Annotated in this window: 13 protein-coding genes; 6 read left to right on the top strand and 7 right to left on the bottom strand. The window is 61.2% G+C overall.

Annotation, left to right across the window (positions count from 1 at the left end):
- Genes JAB4_RS19705 through JAB4_RS19695 form a run of 3 tightly spaced genes read left to right on the top strand, consistent with a single transcriptional unit; the run spans window position 1 to window position 818 of the window.
- Entirely contained in the window at window positions 1-285 is a 285-nt protein-coding gene (locus JAB4_RS19705) for a hypothetical protein (protein ID WP_070219433.1), read from the top strand.
- Complete coding sequence (locus JAB4_RS19700; RefSeq protein WP_083286979.1) at window positions 275-652, top strand: DUF2750 domain-containing protein; 378 nt, start codon at window positions 275-277, stop codon at window positions 650-652. The genes JAB4_RS19705 and JAB4_RS19700 overlap by 11 nt, the downstream gene beginning before the upstream one ends.
- Window positions 630-818, top strand: a complete 189-nt coding sequence (locus tag JAB4_RS19695; RefSeq protein ID WP_139143560.1) for a hypothetical protein — start codon at window positions 630-632, stop codon at window positions 816-818. The genes JAB4_RS19700 and JAB4_RS19695 overlap by 23 nt, the downstream gene beginning before the upstream one ends.
- Before the next feature lie 4 nt (window positions 819-822).
- Here the strand turns inward: JAB4_RS19695 and JAB4_RS19690 are convergent, their stop codons facing one another.
- The 7 genes from JAB4_RS19690 to tssF all read right to left on the bottom strand — a co-directional run bounded on the left by JAB4_RS19690 (window position 823) and on the right by tssF (window position 10,053).
- Window positions 823-1,302 carry a GNAT family N-acetyltransferase gene (locus tag JAB4_RS19690; RefSeq protein WP_070219432.1) on the bottom strand — a complete coding sequence of 160 codons (480 nt, stop codon included), beginning with the start codon at window positions 1,300-1,302 and terminating at the stop codon, window positions 823-825.
- 83 nt (window positions 1,303-1,385) lie between these two features.
- Window positions 1,386-2,513: a T6SS immunity protein Tli4 family protein gene (locus tag JAB4_RS19685; RefSeq protein WP_227741999.1), complete on the bottom strand. Its 1,128-nt coding sequence runs from the start codon at window positions 2,511-2,513 to the stop codon at window positions 1,386-1,388.
- Window positions 2,514-2,516: 3 nt separating this feature from the next.
- Window positions 2,517-4,370 carry a hypothetical protein gene (locus JAB4_RS19680; protein WP_071650176.1) on the bottom strand — a complete coding sequence of 618 codons (1,854 nt, stop codon included), beginning with the start codon at window positions 4,368-4,370 and terminating at the stop codon, window positions 2,517-2,519.
- Complete coding sequence (locus tag JAB4_RS19675; protein WP_070219430.1) at window positions 4,367-6,961, bottom strand: type VI secretion system Vgr family protein; 2,595 nt, start codon at window positions 6,959-6,961, stop codon at window positions 4,367-4,369. Before JAB4_RS19675 ends, JAB4_RS19680 begins: the two co-directional genes overlap by 4 nt.
- 12 nt (window positions 6,962-6,973) lie before the next feature.
- The gene (locus JAB4_RS19670; RefSeq protein ID WP_070219429.1) at window positions 6,974-7,228 is read right to left on the bottom strand and encodes a PAAR domain-containing protein; all 255 of its coding nucleotides are present in this window, start codon (window positions 7,226-7,228) and stop codon (window positions 6,974-6,976) included.
- Between the two features lie 30 nt (window positions 7,229-7,258).
- Window positions 7,259-8,248: a type VI secretion system baseplate subunit TssG gene (gene tssG, locus JAB4_RS19665; protein ID WP_175444701.1), complete on the bottom strand. Its 990-nt coding sequence runs from the start codon at window positions 8,246-8,248 to the stop codon at window positions 7,259-7,261.
- The gene (gene tssF / locus JAB4_RS19660) at window positions 8,248-10,053 is read right to left on the bottom strand and encodes a type VI secretion system baseplate subunit TssF (RefSeq protein ID WP_070219427.1); all 1,806 of its coding nucleotides are present in this window, start codon (window positions 10,051-10,053) and stop codon (window positions 8,248-8,250) included. The genes tssG and tssF overlap by 1 nt, the downstream gene beginning before the upstream one ends.
- A gap of 174 nt (window positions 10,054-10,227) precedes the next feature.
- On the opposite strand from tssF, the gene tssK reads away from it, so the two are divergent.
- From tssK to JAB4_RS19645, 3 genes are all read left to right on the top strand, one after another.
- Entirely contained in the window at window positions 10,228-11,574 is a 1,347-nt protein-coding gene (tssK, locus tag JAB4_RS19655; protein WP_070219426.1) for a type VI secretion system baseplate subunit TssK, read from the top strand.
- A 162-nt stretch (window positions 11,575-11,736) separates the two neighbouring features.
- On the top strand, window positions 11,737-14,802 hold the full coding sequence (locus JAB4_RS19650; RefSeq protein ID WP_070308403.1) for a PAS domain-containing hybrid sensor histidine kinase/response regulator: 3,066 nt from the start codon (window positions 11,737-11,739) through the stop codon (window positions 14,800-14,802).
- Complete coding sequence (locus JAB4_RS19645; RefSeq protein WP_070218001.1) at window positions 14,799-16,964, top strand: ATP-binding protein; 2,166 nt, start codon at window positions 14,799-14,801, stop codon at window positions 16,962-16,964. Before JAB4_RS19650 ends, JAB4_RS19645 begins: the two co-directional genes overlap by 4 nt.
- Window positions 16,965-16,973 lie beyond the last annotated feature (9 nt).

The raw sequence follows: 16,973 nt of genomic DNA, 5'->3' as shown, positions 1-16,973 counted from the left end.
ATGCCGCACACCATCATCGCCGAGATCGACAGAGACCTGCTCGCCGCGCTGGAGTCCGGGGCAGGTTTATTGACGCTGCGCGCCATCCTGCTGCGCTACAAGGCCAGCGGTGTGACGGCGGCGCAAGTGGCCGGCTTGCTGCAGGAATTGCGCGCGTCTGTGCAGGACGGCGTGCAGGATGAGGCGCGGGAAGACGTGATACTGGACGCCCTCGACCTGGTGACGGGCTGGTGCGCGCCGCAGCTGCGGGTATGGGACGAGGTAGGGGAAAACCGTGCATCCTGAAAAGTTCAAGCAGGTGATGGTCCTGCCGTCCACCGAACGCCATGGCTATTTCGTGCGCAAGGTGGCCGATACGCAAGAAGTGTGGGGTTTGCACCACGACGGCTGGGCCACGGCGCAAGCCGACGCCAAGGTGGCGATTCCATTCTGGCCGGAAGCGGCCTACGCGCAAGCGTGCGCCGGCGGCGAGTGGGGACATTTCCAGCCGCGCGCCATCGCGCTGGGCGATTTTTTGCATAAATGGCTGCCAGGCATGGCGGGCAACGGCCAGCTGGCGTCCGTCTTTCCCGTGCCGCAGGGCCGCGCCAGCATCGCGGCGCCGGACGATTTACGGAGGGATTTGCAATATGAGTCAGAGCAATATGAATGAGGGCCAGGATCGCCTGGACGCCTGGTACGACGGCTCGGCCATCTGCCTGATCGCCGTCGGCGCGCATGGCGACCCGCTGGACCTGGGCGACGACGAAGTGCGCGCCCTGATCGCGAAGCTGCAGCAATGCCTGGCCGAGTCCGAGGCAGGCGCGGTGCCTGACTGAAAATTCAGGCGGCCGCCAGCGCTTTTTCCATCGCCACGCTGGCCAGGCTGATGCCGCTCGGGTGCGCATACGCTTCGGCGCGCAAGGCAACAAAACCGGCGGCCCGGTAAAACGGTTCCGCATTGAGCGAGGCGGACAGGTGCAGGCGCACTATGCCGCGCTGGCGCGCCAGCTGCTCCAGCGCCGCCAGCAGGCGCTTGCCGATACCGAGTCCCGCGCGCGCCGGGTCGACGAAGACGGCATCGACTTCCTGCTTGTCCGCATCGAGCATGGCGTAGCCGGCGATGGCTTCGTCCTGCATGGCCACGATGCCGCCACCGGCAGCCAGCATGGCGCCATACGATGCCGGCACGGGCGAGGCGGTCCAAACATCAATTTGTTCCGGCGCATAGTGCGTGGCGCAACTGACGCGCACGGCCACCGTGCGCAGGGCCCACAGGGCGTCGATGTCGGAGGGCAGGGCGGGGCGCAGGGTGATGGTCATGGGGTTTTTCCGGGTAAAAGGAGCATGCTAGCGCAATGGCTGGCATCGCACCAGTACGATCGCCTGCCACGTCGGCCCGGCCATCACTGCGCCGGCTTGTCCGGATCGATGTAATACGAACCCGGCGGCGCACCCGGCACTTTCACCCGGAACTTCAGGCCGGACAGCAGCTTGTCCCACAAGGCAATCGCCTCCTCGTCCGTCAGCGACGCGGCTTCGGCGGCGCCGACCATGTTGTGGGCGACTTTGGTGTACATGGATGCTTCCAATACCGCTGGATAGGCGATATCTCCTGGCGTGCCCACCAGTGTCCATTCGAAATCGTGTACGCCATCTGTTCGTCGTATCAACGATTCCTCGCCATGCCAATGCTGCACGTCACGTTTGCCTTCGCGTAGCAGAGTACGAGGAGGGTAGTTCTTGCCTTGCTGTTTTTTCGCTTCCTGGATGCGAGCAAGTAATGATAATTTCCCGCGTACTTTTGCATCATATTCAGCAGGAGGGTAATCGCCGTAGGCATCTTTATTCGCAGTGATGGAAAATGTCACGTCTGGCAGGCTTGGAAAATACAGACCTGCGTCCGCCATTTCTTGATTGTCATACTTATTGTCGCTCATGAAACCAACTTCTAAGCAATGACCGGGTTCGGTAGGAATTTCATCTTGGTGACGCAGGCGCAGACTATTCGCGCGCATTAACTGTGTGGTAGCCGCACTTTTAACCGTTCCACCTCTGGGGATGGAGCCGGTAAGAACGAATGTGATATCTCCTTTGTTGACATACGTACTGAATAAAACATTGCCATCTTCTTTGGAAAATTTATTGTCAAAATAGCGAAATTGCCAGCTATTTTCTATGGGGCCATTTCCGTTGGATATGATTTCAGAAGACTGGCTATTCATTTTTATTTTTCTTATATCTTCTGCTATTTTTTCATCTTTTGCAAAAATTCCGCCTCTTATAACTTCAATTCTTGACGGGAATGATATGTTTCCGTATATCAATTCAGCCTCCTTTGGGATTTCTATAGCGTAACGTCCGAAACAGACAATTTTTGTTTTTAGAAAAAGTACTTCAAGACGTTTGCTAATCTTTAAATTGTCAGGCATCTGGAGTTCCTTATCTAAATTTTTTTGTTTGCATCCATAAATAAATGTGATCATCACAAATGTGATGATTGAAATTTCCTTCATTTTTGTTTTATTTCCCATGAGTTAATCCCATTTTGCTTTTTTGGAAATTTGTACGATAGAATAAAGCATAGATGCGAGTACATTTAAATCGGCGTAACTATTCTGGTGTTCATAACCAGTCGCTGCCGCCATGCCGTGTACGAACAATGTACCCGTGATGTGTTGAGCAGAACGATCTGATGGTACGGTTCCGTCACCGCGTGCACTAGCTGGCTGTAGCTGCAATTTTAAGCGTTTCCCTCCGGCTTGGACCAGGAGTTGTCCCTTTGCATCATCTTCAAGTAATTTCCATTTTTCAGGTAGCGGCTCAAATTTATTCCATGGATCGTTGGAGCCACCGTGAAGACCGTCAATTAATTTAAATACGACATCACCATAACTTAAGAAATTTCTCGATGCGCAATAGCTTGCATAAGTGTTAGGGTGAAACGTTTTTTCTATGGATGATAGAAATTCTGCGGCTAATTTTAATCGGTTCATTACCATTTCTAAGCCACCTCCATTATCAGATGATATGCGTGCCGGATTTACCCAGTTTGGATTGATTAGTCGCCACCACGCAGTGGGTTCCTGAAGGTAAATGCTTTCCAGTGCAGTCGCCTTATCGCGAGGCCAGCTCCATAAAACTTTATCCTGTGCATCTACAATTTTCAGCCAATTCTGGCCATATGCCGCACCTGGCAACATTTCCAGTGGCGCTGGTGAATTTGCTAGAATGGCGGTGGCATGTATACCGTCGATACCCAGAATTCTGGCTTCTATTTCTGCTATTGAACCTTCTCTTTCCTGAAAGCCAAAACGCATGCGTTTATACGCTCCTGCGGCGCCAATGGTTGGCATCACGTTGTGATAAATGCCGAGGATTTTTACATCCTTATCGTCAAGCATATTTCCATAGCACGGGTTTATCAACGCCCTGGCCAGCAAGCCACCCATGCTGTGCGTGACGAGAATGACTTCACTACATTTGAATCCGCGTTTTTTGTAGCCTTTGACTAGGCCGCGTATTCTCTCTGCAATGGTGATAGCAGATTCACCATTGCTCTTTATGAAGTTGTAGCCCATCGCGTGCACGGGATACCAACAGGGCGAAATTTTCTTCAAGTCGTTGACATTAATGGCCTTGCCAGATGACGCACCAAAAGCTGTTGGGTCTTGCATTAGCATGGCACCAAGGCCACTTCTCCTGTGCCAGAACGGATGTACTTCTCCGTTGGAAATCATATTGTTTAGATGCTGCTCTGTGGTGCGTAACATGGTTCCGTATGCGCCGTCGAAAAGCACCTCACTCCACCCGCGCCAGCGTGCTATTTGGGCGGGACTTTGACGGGCGCGTGCTTGAGCTTGCAATGGTCCCGTTCCTGGAGATATCCCAAAGGATCCAATCAAGGGTGGGATGGGGAAAAGACTGTCAGGCACATTTTGATGCCGCGCATCCGCGGCTTTGGTTTCCGCACCATCTGGATCGAAGCGGCTATTGCTCTCGGTATAGTGGTAATACTCGACTTCGGTTTCAGTGGGATCAAACACCAATTGACGCTGCCGTGGCGACGCATCTTTGAACCAGCCACCCAGGCCATTGCTTGTGAGGACAGCTGCCTTGCCTCCCGCACCCATCATATCGTCTGGCCGCCAAGCCCGATTGTCTGGACGGCGCAATTCCTCCTGGCGAACCTTGCTCATCCTTAGATTGCTCCCCATCACGCCTGGCAGGAAGATGACAGGAATGACTTTGCCTGGCGGCACAGTGACGTCGTGTCGGGCAGTATCTTTTGTTTCCGTCATCGAAACGGCGAGTTCCGCCCAGCCTCCCACGCCCTGACTAAATTTTGCAGGATGATTGCCACGGTTATTCAAGTCGTCACATTTGCTCATGGCAGTTCTCCCTTATAGCGAATGATGTAGCTGTCCATGCCCGTAGATTTTTGTAGTTGCGTGGAACCGTCTTCCGCGCTTTTGCCAGCCATGTTGCCGTCATCGCGCAGGATTTCAAAAGCAAGGCCAACGGCCGGTGTATCGTCGACATTCACCAGCAACACTTCCTGGTCAAAACTGCTGTGTGGCCGTTCATTAAATTCCTGCGACACGCTCTTCGGCGCCAGGGTTTCCAGGTTGCCGTTGAAGAGCACGGGGGAGGAGGTGAAGAACTGCACCTTGTCGCTGATTTCCAGCATGTGGTTGGCGCCGTGCAGGCGCACGCCTTTCTTGCCCTTGATGTTGACCCAGTCCGCTTCGCTGATCAGCGACAGCACTTTCCGGGCGAGGATTTCCACCTCGTCGCTCTGGGCCTCGATGGACACCTTGCCGCTGGCGGCGATCAGCTTCATGCCGGCCTTGTGCACGAACAGGCTGAAGGTTTTGGCGATGCTGGCAAACATGCTGTCGCCGCTGGCGAGTGAAATATGCTTGCCGCTGGTGAGTGCCACATGCTCGCTGGCGGCCACGTGGATGGACTGGGCCGTGCTCAGTTCGATGCCGGCCGGGCTGGCCAGCACCAGATGTGGTTCGGACAGTTCCGGGAAATCGCCGCCGCCTCCCTTGATGGCGGCGTTTTGCCGCTGGATGGCGTCGGCCACGGCGCCCTGTTGTGCGGTACTGTCCTGCGCGCCCGCGTCCACGGCCATGCCGGCCAGTCCCTCGTGCAGTTGGCGTGCCTGCGCCAGGCGGGACTGCGTTTCGTCGAGCTGTTTGACCGATCCAGTTCCTGCTGATGTTTCTGTGGTGATCAGCATGCCTTTGGCGGCGCGCAGGGCACCCCAGGCGTTGCTGGCCAATTCAAAGCCCGCGCCGCGCGCTTCCTTGCGGCCCGCGTTGTCGTCGATGCGGGTGATGTTGCCCAATGACAGCCGGCTGTCCTGGTGCTCGCTGCGCAGCTGTGCCTGGATGGCGCCCTTGGTGTCGTCGAGCACGAGGTGGTTGGCGCTGCGGGTGCCCAGTTCGCGGCTGCGCACGCCGGACAGGGCACGCTGCTGGGGCAATTGCCATGGCGGCGGATTGGCGCTGTTGTAGACGACGCCGATGACGATGGGGTGGTCGATATTGCCGTCTTGGAATTGCACGACCACTTCCTGGCCCACGCGGGGCAAGGCGATCTGTCCCATTTGCGCTCCCGCCATCGGCATCATGACCCGTATCCATGGCGAGCTGCGCTCATCGAATTTGCCCAGGCGGTCCCAGTGAAATTGCAGGCGGATGCGTCCCAGGGCATCGGTATGGATTTCTTCCCCGGCCGGCCCGACCACCAGTGCCGTCTGCACGCCGGCAACCACGCACGGCGTGCTGTTGTAGCCGCGGCCCGGGCGCCAGCGGATGTCCCGCCGCACGCACACCAGCGTGTTCGCATAATCCGATGGCGCGCTGGGGCCAACCTGATAATTGTTGCTGGCGATATGCTCGGCTGACAGGATCAGGTACTCGCGATCGGCAATACTGTCCGGGCGTTCCTGGCCAGGCTGATAGCGCTTTTCCTCGGCGCTGAAATGTCCATCGAGACGGAAACAAAGGCCGGGCTGCGCGCCACGGTGATTGCCTGCCGCCTCGAAATACTGGCGCAGATGGTCGCTTTCTTCCATGCGGCGCTGTGCCAGGGACTCTCCATCATCGACATTGCTGTAGCCATAGGCGCCCGTATCTTCATACAACTCGTGGGCAAATACGTCGCCCTGGCGATTCAGCGAGTAGCCGCTGGCAAGGCGTGGCTGCGGATTTTTATAGTCGAAACTGGCCAAGGTCAGCTGCCCGGAGCCGATCCTGCGCACGGCTTGCCATTGTTGCAGGCCATCGTCTTCCAGGGAACCCGACTCGGCGTGAAAGCGCATGGCGCCGTCGCCGGATGCCGTGGCGATCATGTCCGCCAGCGTGCTGTTGTCTGCGAGCCACAAGGTGTGGCCATCGGCGCGGTGCTCGTACCAGTAATGCCAGCCGAGGGCTTCCCAGCGCCGGTGCAGGTGGTTGTAATCGGTTTCATTATGCTGGTTGGCGCAAGTGATCTGTGGATCGTCGCCATGGATGCTGGTTTTCCAGTCGCGCTGCCCGTAGTGCGCAAACGTTGTTTCGGTCAGCTGCATGACGCTTTGGCCATGAAAGGAGACGTTGTCCTGGCGCAGCCGGGCAAAGGCCAGCCACGGTTGCAGCACCATCCGGTACCAGGCGAAGCCGCCGTCTGCGCGCAGCAGGCAGAATTCGCCCACATAGCCGTTAAAGTGGCGCAGCGTGCCATCGTCGCGCACCATGGAAATGGTGACCATGCGGCCCATCATGGCCTTGAGCGCGATGTGTGCGTCGTCCGACAGCAGCTCGGTTTCGAAACGGAAATCGCGCGATACTTCTTCCCTGGCGGTCAGCGAATTGACCAGCAGGATGGCGCCGGCCGGCCCATCGTCATGGGGGAAGTCGATCTTCAGCAGGCGCCGCTCTTGCGCGGCGAGGTCAAAGGCCGATAACGCCGCCTGTATGCTTGCATGCATGGCCTGCCTCCCTTATAGCGATGTGATCAGGCGGGCGCCGCAGGCGGTGGCATCGCCGTCATAGGCGTACGGCTTGCCCATGTGCTTTGCGCCGGCGCCGTCTGGCGTGATGGGAAAGCTGCCCTTGCACTTGGGGCAGAAAGTCATGTCGTCGGCCAGCGCCGCCGTCTTCCCCATCACGGTGCTGCCCGACGATGCACTGGTGACCTTGCCGCCGTGATCGGTTGCGTCTCCTAGCCGGATGACGCCGCGTCCCGCATGTTTCATGCTTGCCTCGCTTTTCCAGGGATGAATTGTTCAATCCAGCTGCAGCAAATAACGCACCTGCGCGCCGCGTACCTTGCCCTGTGCCGTCTGCAAGAACGTCGTCCAGCCAAGGCGCCGTCTTTCCGAAGGGTTGGAACTCAGGAGCAGGGGCCGGATGCACGGCGGACTCAGTATCAGCCGCACTTCGTATTGCACATCCGGTACGCCGAACAGCGCCAGCATCTTTGCCAGTGCCGCCGCACCTGCGCTGTGCGGCAGGAAGCGTTGCAGGCCGGCAGTATCCAGCGGGCCGATATGCAGGCAGACGCGCATGTCCTGGCGCCACAGCCGCAGGCCAAGCGTTGCGCCGCGCGCCAGAACGAAGTTGACACTGCCCAGCAGGCTGCGCCGGTTTTTTTCCAGATAGTCCCAGCCCCCGACAAATTGTTGCAGGGTGACGGGTACGCCGCAGTATTCGGCCAGCACGGGACCTATCGCCTGAGCTGAAACGGGGCGGCAGCGCAGCAGGCCAGCGTACCAGGCTGCGACGTCCTGCGTCACGGCGCCAGCTTCGCCGTTCGATGGCAGCGCATCGCGCGGTACGCCGGCCAGTGCCGTCAGCAAGGGCAGTTGCGCATCTTTTGCATGGGTCTCGCGTGCGGACTCCAGGCGATATTTTTCCCATGCCTGGCAATACAGCGAGACCATGCGGTGCGAAAAGATATCGAGGAAGGCCGAGACGCCGGCGTCCTTGCCCGACAAACGGCAGGCGGCGATGCGTTCCGAGTGATGCAAGGGTAAGGTGCCGCTGGCGCCCAGAAAACGCATGAAAGTCGGTGTCAGGATCAGTTGTTCATGCTCGTCGAGCGAGAGCTGCTCGATTTCGCTGGCTGGAAAGTTCAAGGACAGGCTGTTCTTGAAGCGCAGCACCTGGCTGAAGGCTTGTGCATGGGACACGTTCTGCTGACGTAGCCAGCACAGCAGAATACGCACCGCCTGCACGAACTGGTAGCGGTAAGGCTCGGCGAGCAAGTGCTGCATTACACCAGATTCTGCAATCCGCTTCTTGGTTTGCATCGGATCAGCTCCTCTCCGCTTTGCAGTGACAGCACCACCAGTTCGATGAAACTGTTGATTTGCACATACAGCCCGAGAAAGTGGTCGATCACCTGTACAAACAGGTGCATGCCGCTGCCGATAAAGGCTTCCTCGTCCAGCGTGATGCGCACTTCCACGCCATGCGCCAGCGAGGTGCCGCGCCGGTGCCGCAGCCATGTCGTGGTTGGCGAGTGCGCCAGCGCGACGATGCCGCCTATCTGGCGTTGCGAACTTGCCGATTGGGACAGGTCGTACAGCGTCAGCATTTCGCGCAGCGCCGGCAGTCCCTCCTGGACCAGTGCGTGATGATTCAGCGCCAGATGCGAAATCAGGCGCCAGTGCAGACCTGCGCCTGGCGAAAAGCGTCGCGGCTGGCTGGGGCGTCGCAGCATGTGCAGCGTGGGTCCGCCAGCGCACGGTTGCAAGTCTCCTTGCGGCTGGCCGTATTTGAGTGCAAGGGGAAGATCGCGGTTGCTGCATGTCAGCGACAGCGACAAGCTGGCCTTTTCATGGATCAGGGGATTGAAGTCGCTGTCGATCAGCGTGATTTTCTTTTCATGACCAGGGCTTTTGATGGCCAACGCCGTGTCGTGGCGCATGATCCAGTAATGGCCTTGTTGCGCCGTCCCCTCGCCATGCCGCAGGCTGTACAGCGGGCGGAATTCGCTCAGCGTGCTTTCGCCGCCGCGTTGGCGCAGCAAACGCACGGAGTCGATGGAAACGACTTCGTAGCCATGCGCATGGGTGGCATGGGCCAGCACGGGATAGTCGGTTTTCTGCCGGGTGACGGAGATCGGCACGCCCTCCTGGCGGAAGAGATTGACCGCCGGACTGCAGCCCAGCTTCAAGTTTTCGCTGGAAATGCTGGACAACATGCGCGCCGTCGCGGAATCGGGCCGCAAACCGGCCATGCACAGATGGAGGGTGAAGCGCTGGCAAGCAAGCGGCAAGGCGGCACTCAGCGCCGCGATATCGATGTCAAAGAAATTGAATTTTTCCGGATACGCAAAATACTCGCTCAGGATGCGGTAGGCCGGCTGCGAACGGGCGCCAAAAGGTATCAAGGCATCCGCGTCGGCGAAGCCGACGGGGGCCAAAGGGACGGCGGGCAAGGCCGTCCATTGCGCCGCGTCGGTCGACACAAAAGCACAGACGGTATGCATGAACAAGGCATCGCGCAATGCGGCGGAAAAAGAAGCCTCGCCATCGATGAAAACGCGCAGCGACGCGGGCGCCGCATCGAGATGCCGGATGCCGATGTTCAGCGAGGCGCTGGCCGATGCTGGCAGGCGTACGCCCGGTGGCGCCTTGATCATCGCATCGAAAACGGCGCTGTCCAGTACCGATGCGCCGGTCGTCATATCGTAGGCCGTCTTGAAGCGGCAGCGCACGCCGCGCACGGGCGCTGTATCCATTTCACTGCCGGCAGGCAGCTGCAAAGCACCCGCTCCGGCCGCCGGGGCGCACTGGCGCACGATGCTGCAGGATGGAAAGGGACGCAGGTAGTGCGGGAAGAGGGCTTCGAACAAGGCTTCGGTAAATTGCGGATAGTCGTCATCGAGCCGTTTTGAGATGCGTGCCGCCAGCATGGCCACCGATTCGATCAAATGTTCCACGTGCGGATCTTCGCAAGATTCGCCGGACATATGCAATTTGCCGGCGATTCTCGGATAGCGCTCGGAGAATTCACGGCAATGTCGCCGCAGCATCACCAGTTCGCGTTCGAAATACGGCAGCAAGTCTTCCATCTTTCTTTTCCTGTGTCTTCGCGGCGGAATGGCCAGTATCCGAGCGTTTGCTCCAAGGAAAATTGCGTTTGCGCAAATAATTGAACAGGGTTACTGCGCAACATCAAGGACTTCCACGCTGGCAACATCAGACTGGCAAGCAGAAAGATTCCAACGGTCAACACGGAGAACGCAATGACATTGCCATCCAAATTACTTTGGTCCGAAGGCCTGGCCATCGGTCCCCAGCAATTCCAGCAGCTGGACCGCTACCATGAAGCGCGCCTGCAACGTCTGGCCTCGCTCATTAATCCACATTTATGGGGCGTGCACGGCGTCAGCTGGAATGCGGATGCGCTGGCCAACAATAGCCTGCGGGCAGATGCCATGTCGCTCGTCTTTCAGGATGGAGAGCTGTTTGAAGCGCCGCTGGGCGATGTATTGCCCAGTGCGGTTGACCTGTCCAAACTCCCTTCCAGCGAACATAGCTTTACTTTTTATGCCGCGCTGCCCGCGCTGCAGGCACATGGCGGCAATGTGAGCTCTGCCGGTGCGCGCTATGTCCAGGCGGATATCGAAACACCGGATCTGTACAGCGAGGCGGTCAGCATAGACGTGGCTTACCTGAAGAAACGCGTGTATCTGCTGTCCCAACTGGACCCTCTGAATGATTACCTTGCCATCCCGGTGATCCGTTTGTACCGCGCTGGCAATGGCGGCTTTGACATCGATGCCTCCTTCATCCCACCTGGCCTGACCATCAGTGCCGAGTCCTCGCTGCAGAAAATGCTCGATTCGCTGATCGATCGCATGGGGGCGAAAATTGAGGCGCTGTACAGCCGCCACCGTCAGCCTGGTAACAATACGGTGGAATTTCATGGCGGGGATGTTGCCTCGTTCTGGATGCTCCATACCTTGAGCATGGCCAGCGCCACGCTCAGTCATTGCGCCAGTTACCGGCGCCACCATCCCGTGTATTTGTTTGAAAAATTGATGGCGTTGGCCGGTGGCTTGATGACGTTTTCGAAGAAATACACACTGAGCGACTTGCCCGCTTATTGTCACGATGACGCGGCTGCCGGCTTCGGCAAGCTCGATGGCATCATTCGTGATCTGATCGATACTGTGCTCCTGTCGCGCTATTTCCCGATCGCGCTATCGAACGACGCGCAACAGAACACCCACTATTACGGCTTGCTCGATGCCAAGCGGATTGACCGTCAGACCGAACTCTGTCTTGCGGTAAACGCCGATATGCCGGCGCTGGAACTGGTCGCCACGGTGCCGTTGCAGTTCAAGATTTCATCTCCGGACAATATCGAACTGCTACTGGGCAGGGCGCTGCCGGGTGCCGAGTTGCGCCATATGGCCCAGGTTCCCGCCGAGGTGCCAGTACGGCCCAATACGTATTACTTTTCGATCGATAACAAGGGCAGTATCTATGACAGCATGATCAAGGCCCAGGCGATTGCGATTTATGTGCCGTCTGGCATAAAAGGGCTGAAGCTGGAATTGTTCGGTATCAGTAGCACCGCCGCGTAACGATGCTTGGCCTGACGCGCCGGGGTATTGTCAAAAGATTGCCCTAAGGAATAGACTTGTCCCAGCAGTTGACGTTATCATGTTTTTGTAAGTGTCGGTGGCTGAATGGCCGGCGCATAGTTGAAACATGGTGACAGGCGAGGGTGAGCATGGGCATGGCGAATGATGCGTGATGTGCCTGGCGGCGGGACGGGCAGGGCAGCGGTGTACCGCTGCGGCCGCGCATTGCTGCTGGCATTCTGTGTCGCCGCGGCCCCGGCCGCCGTGCCGGCAGCGGCGCCAGCCGCTGCGCCGCCGCACCAGGGCCAGCGCGTGCTGGTCCTCAACGCCTACGATTACGGCCGCGCCGGCGTGGAATCGTACACGCGCACCTACGTGGCCGCCATGGCCGCCGCGGGTCTGGCCAGCGAAGACATCATGGTCGAGCACCTGAACCTCAATACCCAGGGCGACCCGGCGTTGCGCAACGAGATGCGTGATTTGTTGCTTTTAAGATACACCCAGATGATGGGGCGCAAGGCCGACCTGATCATCGCCATGCAGCAGCCGGCGCTCGATTTTTTGTTGTCCGACCTGGCGCCGCTGGCGCGCGGCGTGCCCGTGCTGGCGATTAACACCTCGGGCAAGGCCTTGCCGGCCGGCAGTCCGCTGGCCATCTGGCAGCAAAAGGCGAACGTCGATTTTCCCGGCACCCTGGCGCAAGCGATGGCGCTGTTCCCGGAGACCAAAACCATCGTCATGGCCGTTGGCGTCAGCGAGGCCGACCAGGCATTGAAGCGCAGCCTGCAGCAGGCGGCGCAGGCGTGGCAGGGCAGGGTTTATGTCGAGTATCTCGACGGCCTGACCCTGGCGCAGATGCGCGTGAAGGTGGCGCACCTGCCCGCCGATACGTTGCTGGTGGCCGGCAATGTCAACCGCGACGTGGCCGGCGCCATCGCCACACCCGTGCAGTTTGCCGGCGAACTGGCGCGGCTGGCGAACGTGCCCGCCTTCGGCATGTACAACACGAACGTGGGCAAGGGCATCCTGGGCGGCTCCCTCCTGCACATCGAAGGGGCCGCGCAGCAGGTGGCGCAGATGTCGCTGGCCGTGTTGGCCGGCAAGGCGCCAGCCGCGCCGGGCGCCTTGCTGCCGCCGGTCCGCCCCGTGCCCATGTACGACTGGGAGCAGCTGCAGCGCTGGGATGCCGACATCAGCCAGCTGCCGCCGGACACGCTGTTCTTCAACCGCCCGCCGCAGCTGTGGCACGAACACCGCGCCGCCGTGCTGCTGGCGGCCGGCGTCTTCATCGTGATGGCCGGCTTGCTGAGCGCCCTGCTGCTGCAGCGGCGGCGTTTGCGCCGCGCAGAGAGCGAGGCGCGCGAAAGCGAACAGCGCTTCCGCATCCTCGTCGAGCATGCGCCTGAAGCGATCGTCGTGTATGACCTGGACCAGGACCGCTTCATCGACGCCAACAGCAGTGCGCAGCGCATGCTGGGCATGTCGCGCGAAGCGCTGCTGGCGCGCGGGCCGTTCGACCTGTACAGCACGGAGCAGCCCGACGGCATGCCTTTGGGCCTGATGATGGAAGAGCATCTGCGCCGCGCCATGCTGGGTGAACCCATCCTGGTCGAGCGCCATGTGCGGCGCGCCGACGGCAGCGTCTTTCCCTGCGAAGTGCGGCTGGTGCGCTTGCCGATGGAAGGGCGGCGCCTGGTGCGCAGCGGCATCGTCGACATTTCCGAGCGCAAGCAAAGCGAGCAGGAGCTGCTCGGCTACCGCGACCACCTGGAAGAACTGGTGCAGCAGCGCACGGCCGCCCTGTCGGTGGCCGTCACCGAGGCCGAATCGGCGAACCGCGCGAAAAGCGTTTTTCTCGCCAACATGAGCCACGAATTGCGCACGCCCTTGAATTCCGTGATCGGCTTTTCGCAGATGATGGCCGATTCGAGCAGCATGTTCGAGGAAGAAAAACACAACCTGGCCATCATCAACCGCGCCGGCCACCATTTGCTGACCTTGATCAACGATATCCTGGAATTGTCGAAAATCGAGGCGGGCCGCATGCAGCTGCAGGCGGGGCCCGTGGACTTGAACGGCTTGCTCGACGAGGTGCTCGAGATGGTGCGCATGCGCTCGGGCGACCAGGGCATCGCGCTGCGGCTCGAGCGCGACGGCGTGCCCCCGCTGGTGCGCCTCGACGGCGCCAAGCTGCGCCAGGTGCTGCTCAATTTGCTGTCGAACGCGCTCAAGTTCATCGAGCAGGGCAGCGTGACCCTGTCGCTGAGCTGCCAGGCGGACGGCGACGGGCAGATGGCGCTGGCGTTTGCCGTGCGCGATACGGGCAGCGGCATCGCGGAAGAGGACCTGGAACGCATCTTTGAACCGTTCGTGCAGGCCGACAGCGCCGTGGCGCAGGCGGGCACGGGACTGGGGCTGACCATTTCGCGCGAATTCGTGCGCCTGATGGGCGGCGAGTTGCGCGTCGAATCGACCTTGGGCGCCGGTTCCCGCTTCAGTTTCGAGCTGCACGCGCCCGCGCTGCGGCAGCCGGCCCTCGCGGCGCAGGCGCCGGGCCGCGTGGCGCGCCTGCCGCCATCCCAGCGCGGGCGCATGGTGCTGCTGGTCGACGATGACGACAACTGCCGCAAGCTGCTGGCCGGCTTGCTGGCGCCGCTGGGCTTTCAGCTCCAGGAAGCGGCGGGCGGCGTGCAGGCGCAAGCGATGCTGGCGGCGCAGCGCTACGACATCGTGCTCAGCGACTGGCGCATGCCGGACATGGACGGTTTGGCGCTGACGCGCTGGCTGCGCGCGCAGCCGGCGCTGGTGCAGCCGCGCCTGGTGATCATGACCGCCTCAGCCTTCGAGGAAGAAAAGCAGGAGGCGCTGGCGGCCGGCGCCGACGGCTTCCTGCGCAAACCGATCGAACAGGAACACCTGTTCGCCATGCTGGAGCAGCAACTGGGCCTGCGCTTCCAGCGCACTGCCGCCCAAGCGCCGCGCGTGCCGGCCGCCGCCTTCGACCTGCAAAAGGCGCTGGGCCAGCTGAGCGCCGCCCAGCGGCAGGCGCTGCTCGAATCCGTGCAAGCCCTCGATTTGCGGCGCAGCGCCATCGTGCTGGCCGGCGTGGCGACCAGCCTGCCGCAGCTGACCGCGCACATCGCCGCCATGCTGGAGCAGTACCAGTACCAGCCGCTGTGCGCCCTGCTGGCGCAGCCAAGCAGCGAGCCGCAGGGCGAAGGTGCATGACGCCATACGCCCCCAAAGATGCGCGCCTGGGCGGCGTCTCCATCGTGCTGGCCGTCAGCGTGGCGCTGACCTTTGTCGTCACCGCGCTGCTGCTGGTGTTTGCCGTGCTGTTTTACCAGTCCGAACGCGAGCAGCGCTGGCAGCAGCTGCAGGGCAGCCTGTCCGTAAGCGCGGACCAGCTGGCCGTGGCCATCGAACTGCCATTGTGGAATCTCGATGAAAAGCAGATGCAGGCCATCATGCGCAGCATGCTGGGCAAGCGCGACCTGGTGGCCAGTTCCCTCACGCCGGGCATCGGCAAGGAAGCGCTGGTCCTGCGCCGCACTGCGTCCGGCGCCATCGGCAGCTTTTCTTCGCTGTCCGCGGAACCGGGCTGGCTGGTGCAGCGGCGCCCCGTGACGATGGGCGGACAGGTCATCGGCAGCGTGGCCGTGTATGCGACGCCGGCCCTGCTGCACGCGCAGCTGCGCCAGCGCGCGCTGGGCATCGGCGCCATGATCGTGGCGCTCGACGTGATCCTCGTGGCCAGCATCTGGCTGCTGATGTGGTGTCTGATGCTCAAGCCCCTGAAGGCGATCGGCCAGTATGCGGCCGGCATCCAGGCGGGGCAGGGCGAAGCGCCCGGCACGCCGCCGAAAGCGTGGTTCCTGGGCGAGCTGCGCACCTTGTACCGTTCCATCCGCGACATGGTGGCGCTGCTCGACAGCCGCTACCGCGCCCTGCAGCGCAGCGAGGAGCGCGTGCAGATGGCCACCGGCGCGGCCAGCATCGGCATCTGGGACTGGAACGTCAGCAGCGATGCCTTGCAGTGGGATGAACAGATGTATGCGCAGTTCAAGGCCGACGCGGAAAGCGGCATGGCGCCGGCGGCGATCTGGCGCAGGGCGCTGGTGCCGGACGACGTGCCCGCCGCCAAGGAGGCCCTGCGCGCCGCGCTGGGTGCCGGCCAGGCGTTCACGCACGAGTACCGCATCCTGTGGCCCGATGGCGCCATCCGCTACATCAAGGCCGATGCCGTGATCTTCCGCGACGGCCAGGGCCGCCCCATGCGCCTGGTGGGCTCGAACTACGACATCACGGCGCACCGCGAGGCGGAACTGGAACTGCTGCGCCACCGCCATCATCTGGAAGAGCTGGTGGCCGAGCGCACGAGCGCCCTGTCGGTGGCCGTCAGCCAGGCGCAGGCGGCGAACCGCGCCAAGAGCACCTTCCTGGCCAACATGAGCCATGAACTGCGCACGCCCTTGAATTCCGTGATCGGCTTTTCGCGCCTGATGGCCGCCTCGCCGAACATGCAGGACGATGAGAAGCGGAACCTGGCCATCATCCACCGCTCGGGCAACCATTTGCTCACCCTGATCAATGAAATTCTCGAACTGTCGAAGGGCGAGGCGGGGCGCCTGCAGGCGCAGACGGCCGTGGTGGCGCTGGCGCCGCTGCTGCAGGAAGTGATGGACATGCTGGGCATGCGCGCCGAGCAGCAGGGGCTGGCCCTGCGCCTCGATTGCGCGGACCTGCCGGCGGCCGTGCTGCTCGATGCGACACGCTTGCGCCAGGTGCTGCTGAACCTGATGTCGAACGCCGTCAAGTTCGCCGGCGGCGGCGAAGTCACCCTGCGCGTGCGCGGCGAGCGGCGCGCTGGCGACCAATGGGGGCTGTCGTTCGCCGTCAGCGACACGGGCATCGGCATCGCCCCGGAGGACCAGCAGCGCATCTTCGAGCCCTTCGTGCAGGCCGACAGCGCGGGACCGAAGGATGGCACGGGGCTGGGCCTGGCCATCTCGCGCGAATTCGTGCAGCTGATGAACGGCGAACTGACGGTGGAGTCGACGCCGGGGCAGGGCGCCACCTTCCGCTTCAGCATCCCCGCGCAGGCGGCCGAAGCGCCCGTGCCGGCGCCTGTGCCGCTGCCCGTGGCGCCGGCGCCCGAGGCGTTGCCGGCACTGCAGGCACAAGACTTGCTGCTGCTGACGGGGGAAGAACGCGCCGCCTTGCTGGTGGCGCTGCGCGAATTGAACCTGGCCAGGGTGGCCCTGCTGCTGGCGGCCTTGCCAGCGGTGGCGGCGCCGTTGCTGGCGCCGCTGCAGGCCATGCTCGACCAGCATCAGTACCGCCAGCTGTGCGGCTTGCTGGAAAATGAGGGGGCGCTGGCGCACACGTAAAAGTGTGGG

The organism is Janthinobacterium sp. HH102, assembly GCF_001758625.2.
Classification (GTDB): Bacteria; Pseudomonadota; Gammaproteobacteria; order Burkholderiales; family Burkholderiaceae_D; genus Janthinobacterium.
The sequence above is the reverse complement of the archived record's forward strand: the minus strand, read 5'-3'. Positions and strand labels throughout refer to the sequence as shown.

Excerpts from the sequence above, each read along its gene's own strand:
- tssF (WP_070219427.1), bottom strand. The coding sequence starts at position 10,053 with ATGGAAGACTTGCTGCCGTATTTCGAACGCGAACTGGTGATGCTGCGG.
- JAB4_RS19670 (WP_070219429.1), bottom strand. The coding sequence starts at position 7,228 with ATGAAACATGCGGGACGCGGCGTCATCCGGCTAGGAGACGCAACCGAT.
- JAB4_RS19675 (WP_070219430.1), bottom strand. The coding sequence starts at position 6,961 with ATGCATGCAAGCATACAGGCGGCGTTATCGGCCTTTGACCTCGCCGCG.
- tssK (WP_070219426.1), top strand. The coding sequence starts at position 10,228 with ATGACATTGCCATCCAAATTACTTTGGTCCGAAGGCCTGGCCATCGGT.
- JAB4_RS19650 (WP_070308403.1), top strand. The coding sequence starts at position 11,737 with ATGATGCGTGATGTGCCTGGCGGCGGGACGGGCAGGGCAGCGGTGTAC.
- JAB4_RS19690 (WP_070219432.1), bottom strand. The coding sequence starts at position 1,302 with ATGACCATCACCCTGCGCCCCGCCCTGCCCTCCGACATCGACGCCCTG.
- JAB4_RS19705 (WP_070219433.1), top strand. The coding sequence starts at position 1 with ATGCCGCACACCATCATCGCCGAGATCGACAGAGACCTGCTCGCCGCG.
- JAB4_RS19645 (WP_070218001.1), top strand. The coding sequence starts at position 14,799 with ATGACGCCATACGCCCCCAAAGATGCGCGCCTGGGCGGCGTCTCCATC.
- JAB4_RS19685 (WP_227741999.1), bottom strand. The coding sequence starts at position 2,513 with ATGGGAAATAAAACAAAAATGAAGGAAATTTCAATCATCACATTTGTG.
- tssG (WP_175444701.1), bottom strand. The coding sequence starts at position 8,248 with ATGCAGCACTTGCTCGCCGAGCCTTACCGCTACCAGTTCGTGCAGGCG.
- JAB4_RS19680 (WP_071650176.1), bottom strand. The coding sequence starts at position 4,370 with ATGAGCAAATGTGACGACTTGAATAACCGTGGCAATCATCCTGCAAAA.
- JAB4_RS19695 (WP_139143560.1), top strand. The coding sequence starts at position 630 with ATGAGTCAGAGCAATATGAATGAGGGCCAGGATCGCCTGGACGCCTGG.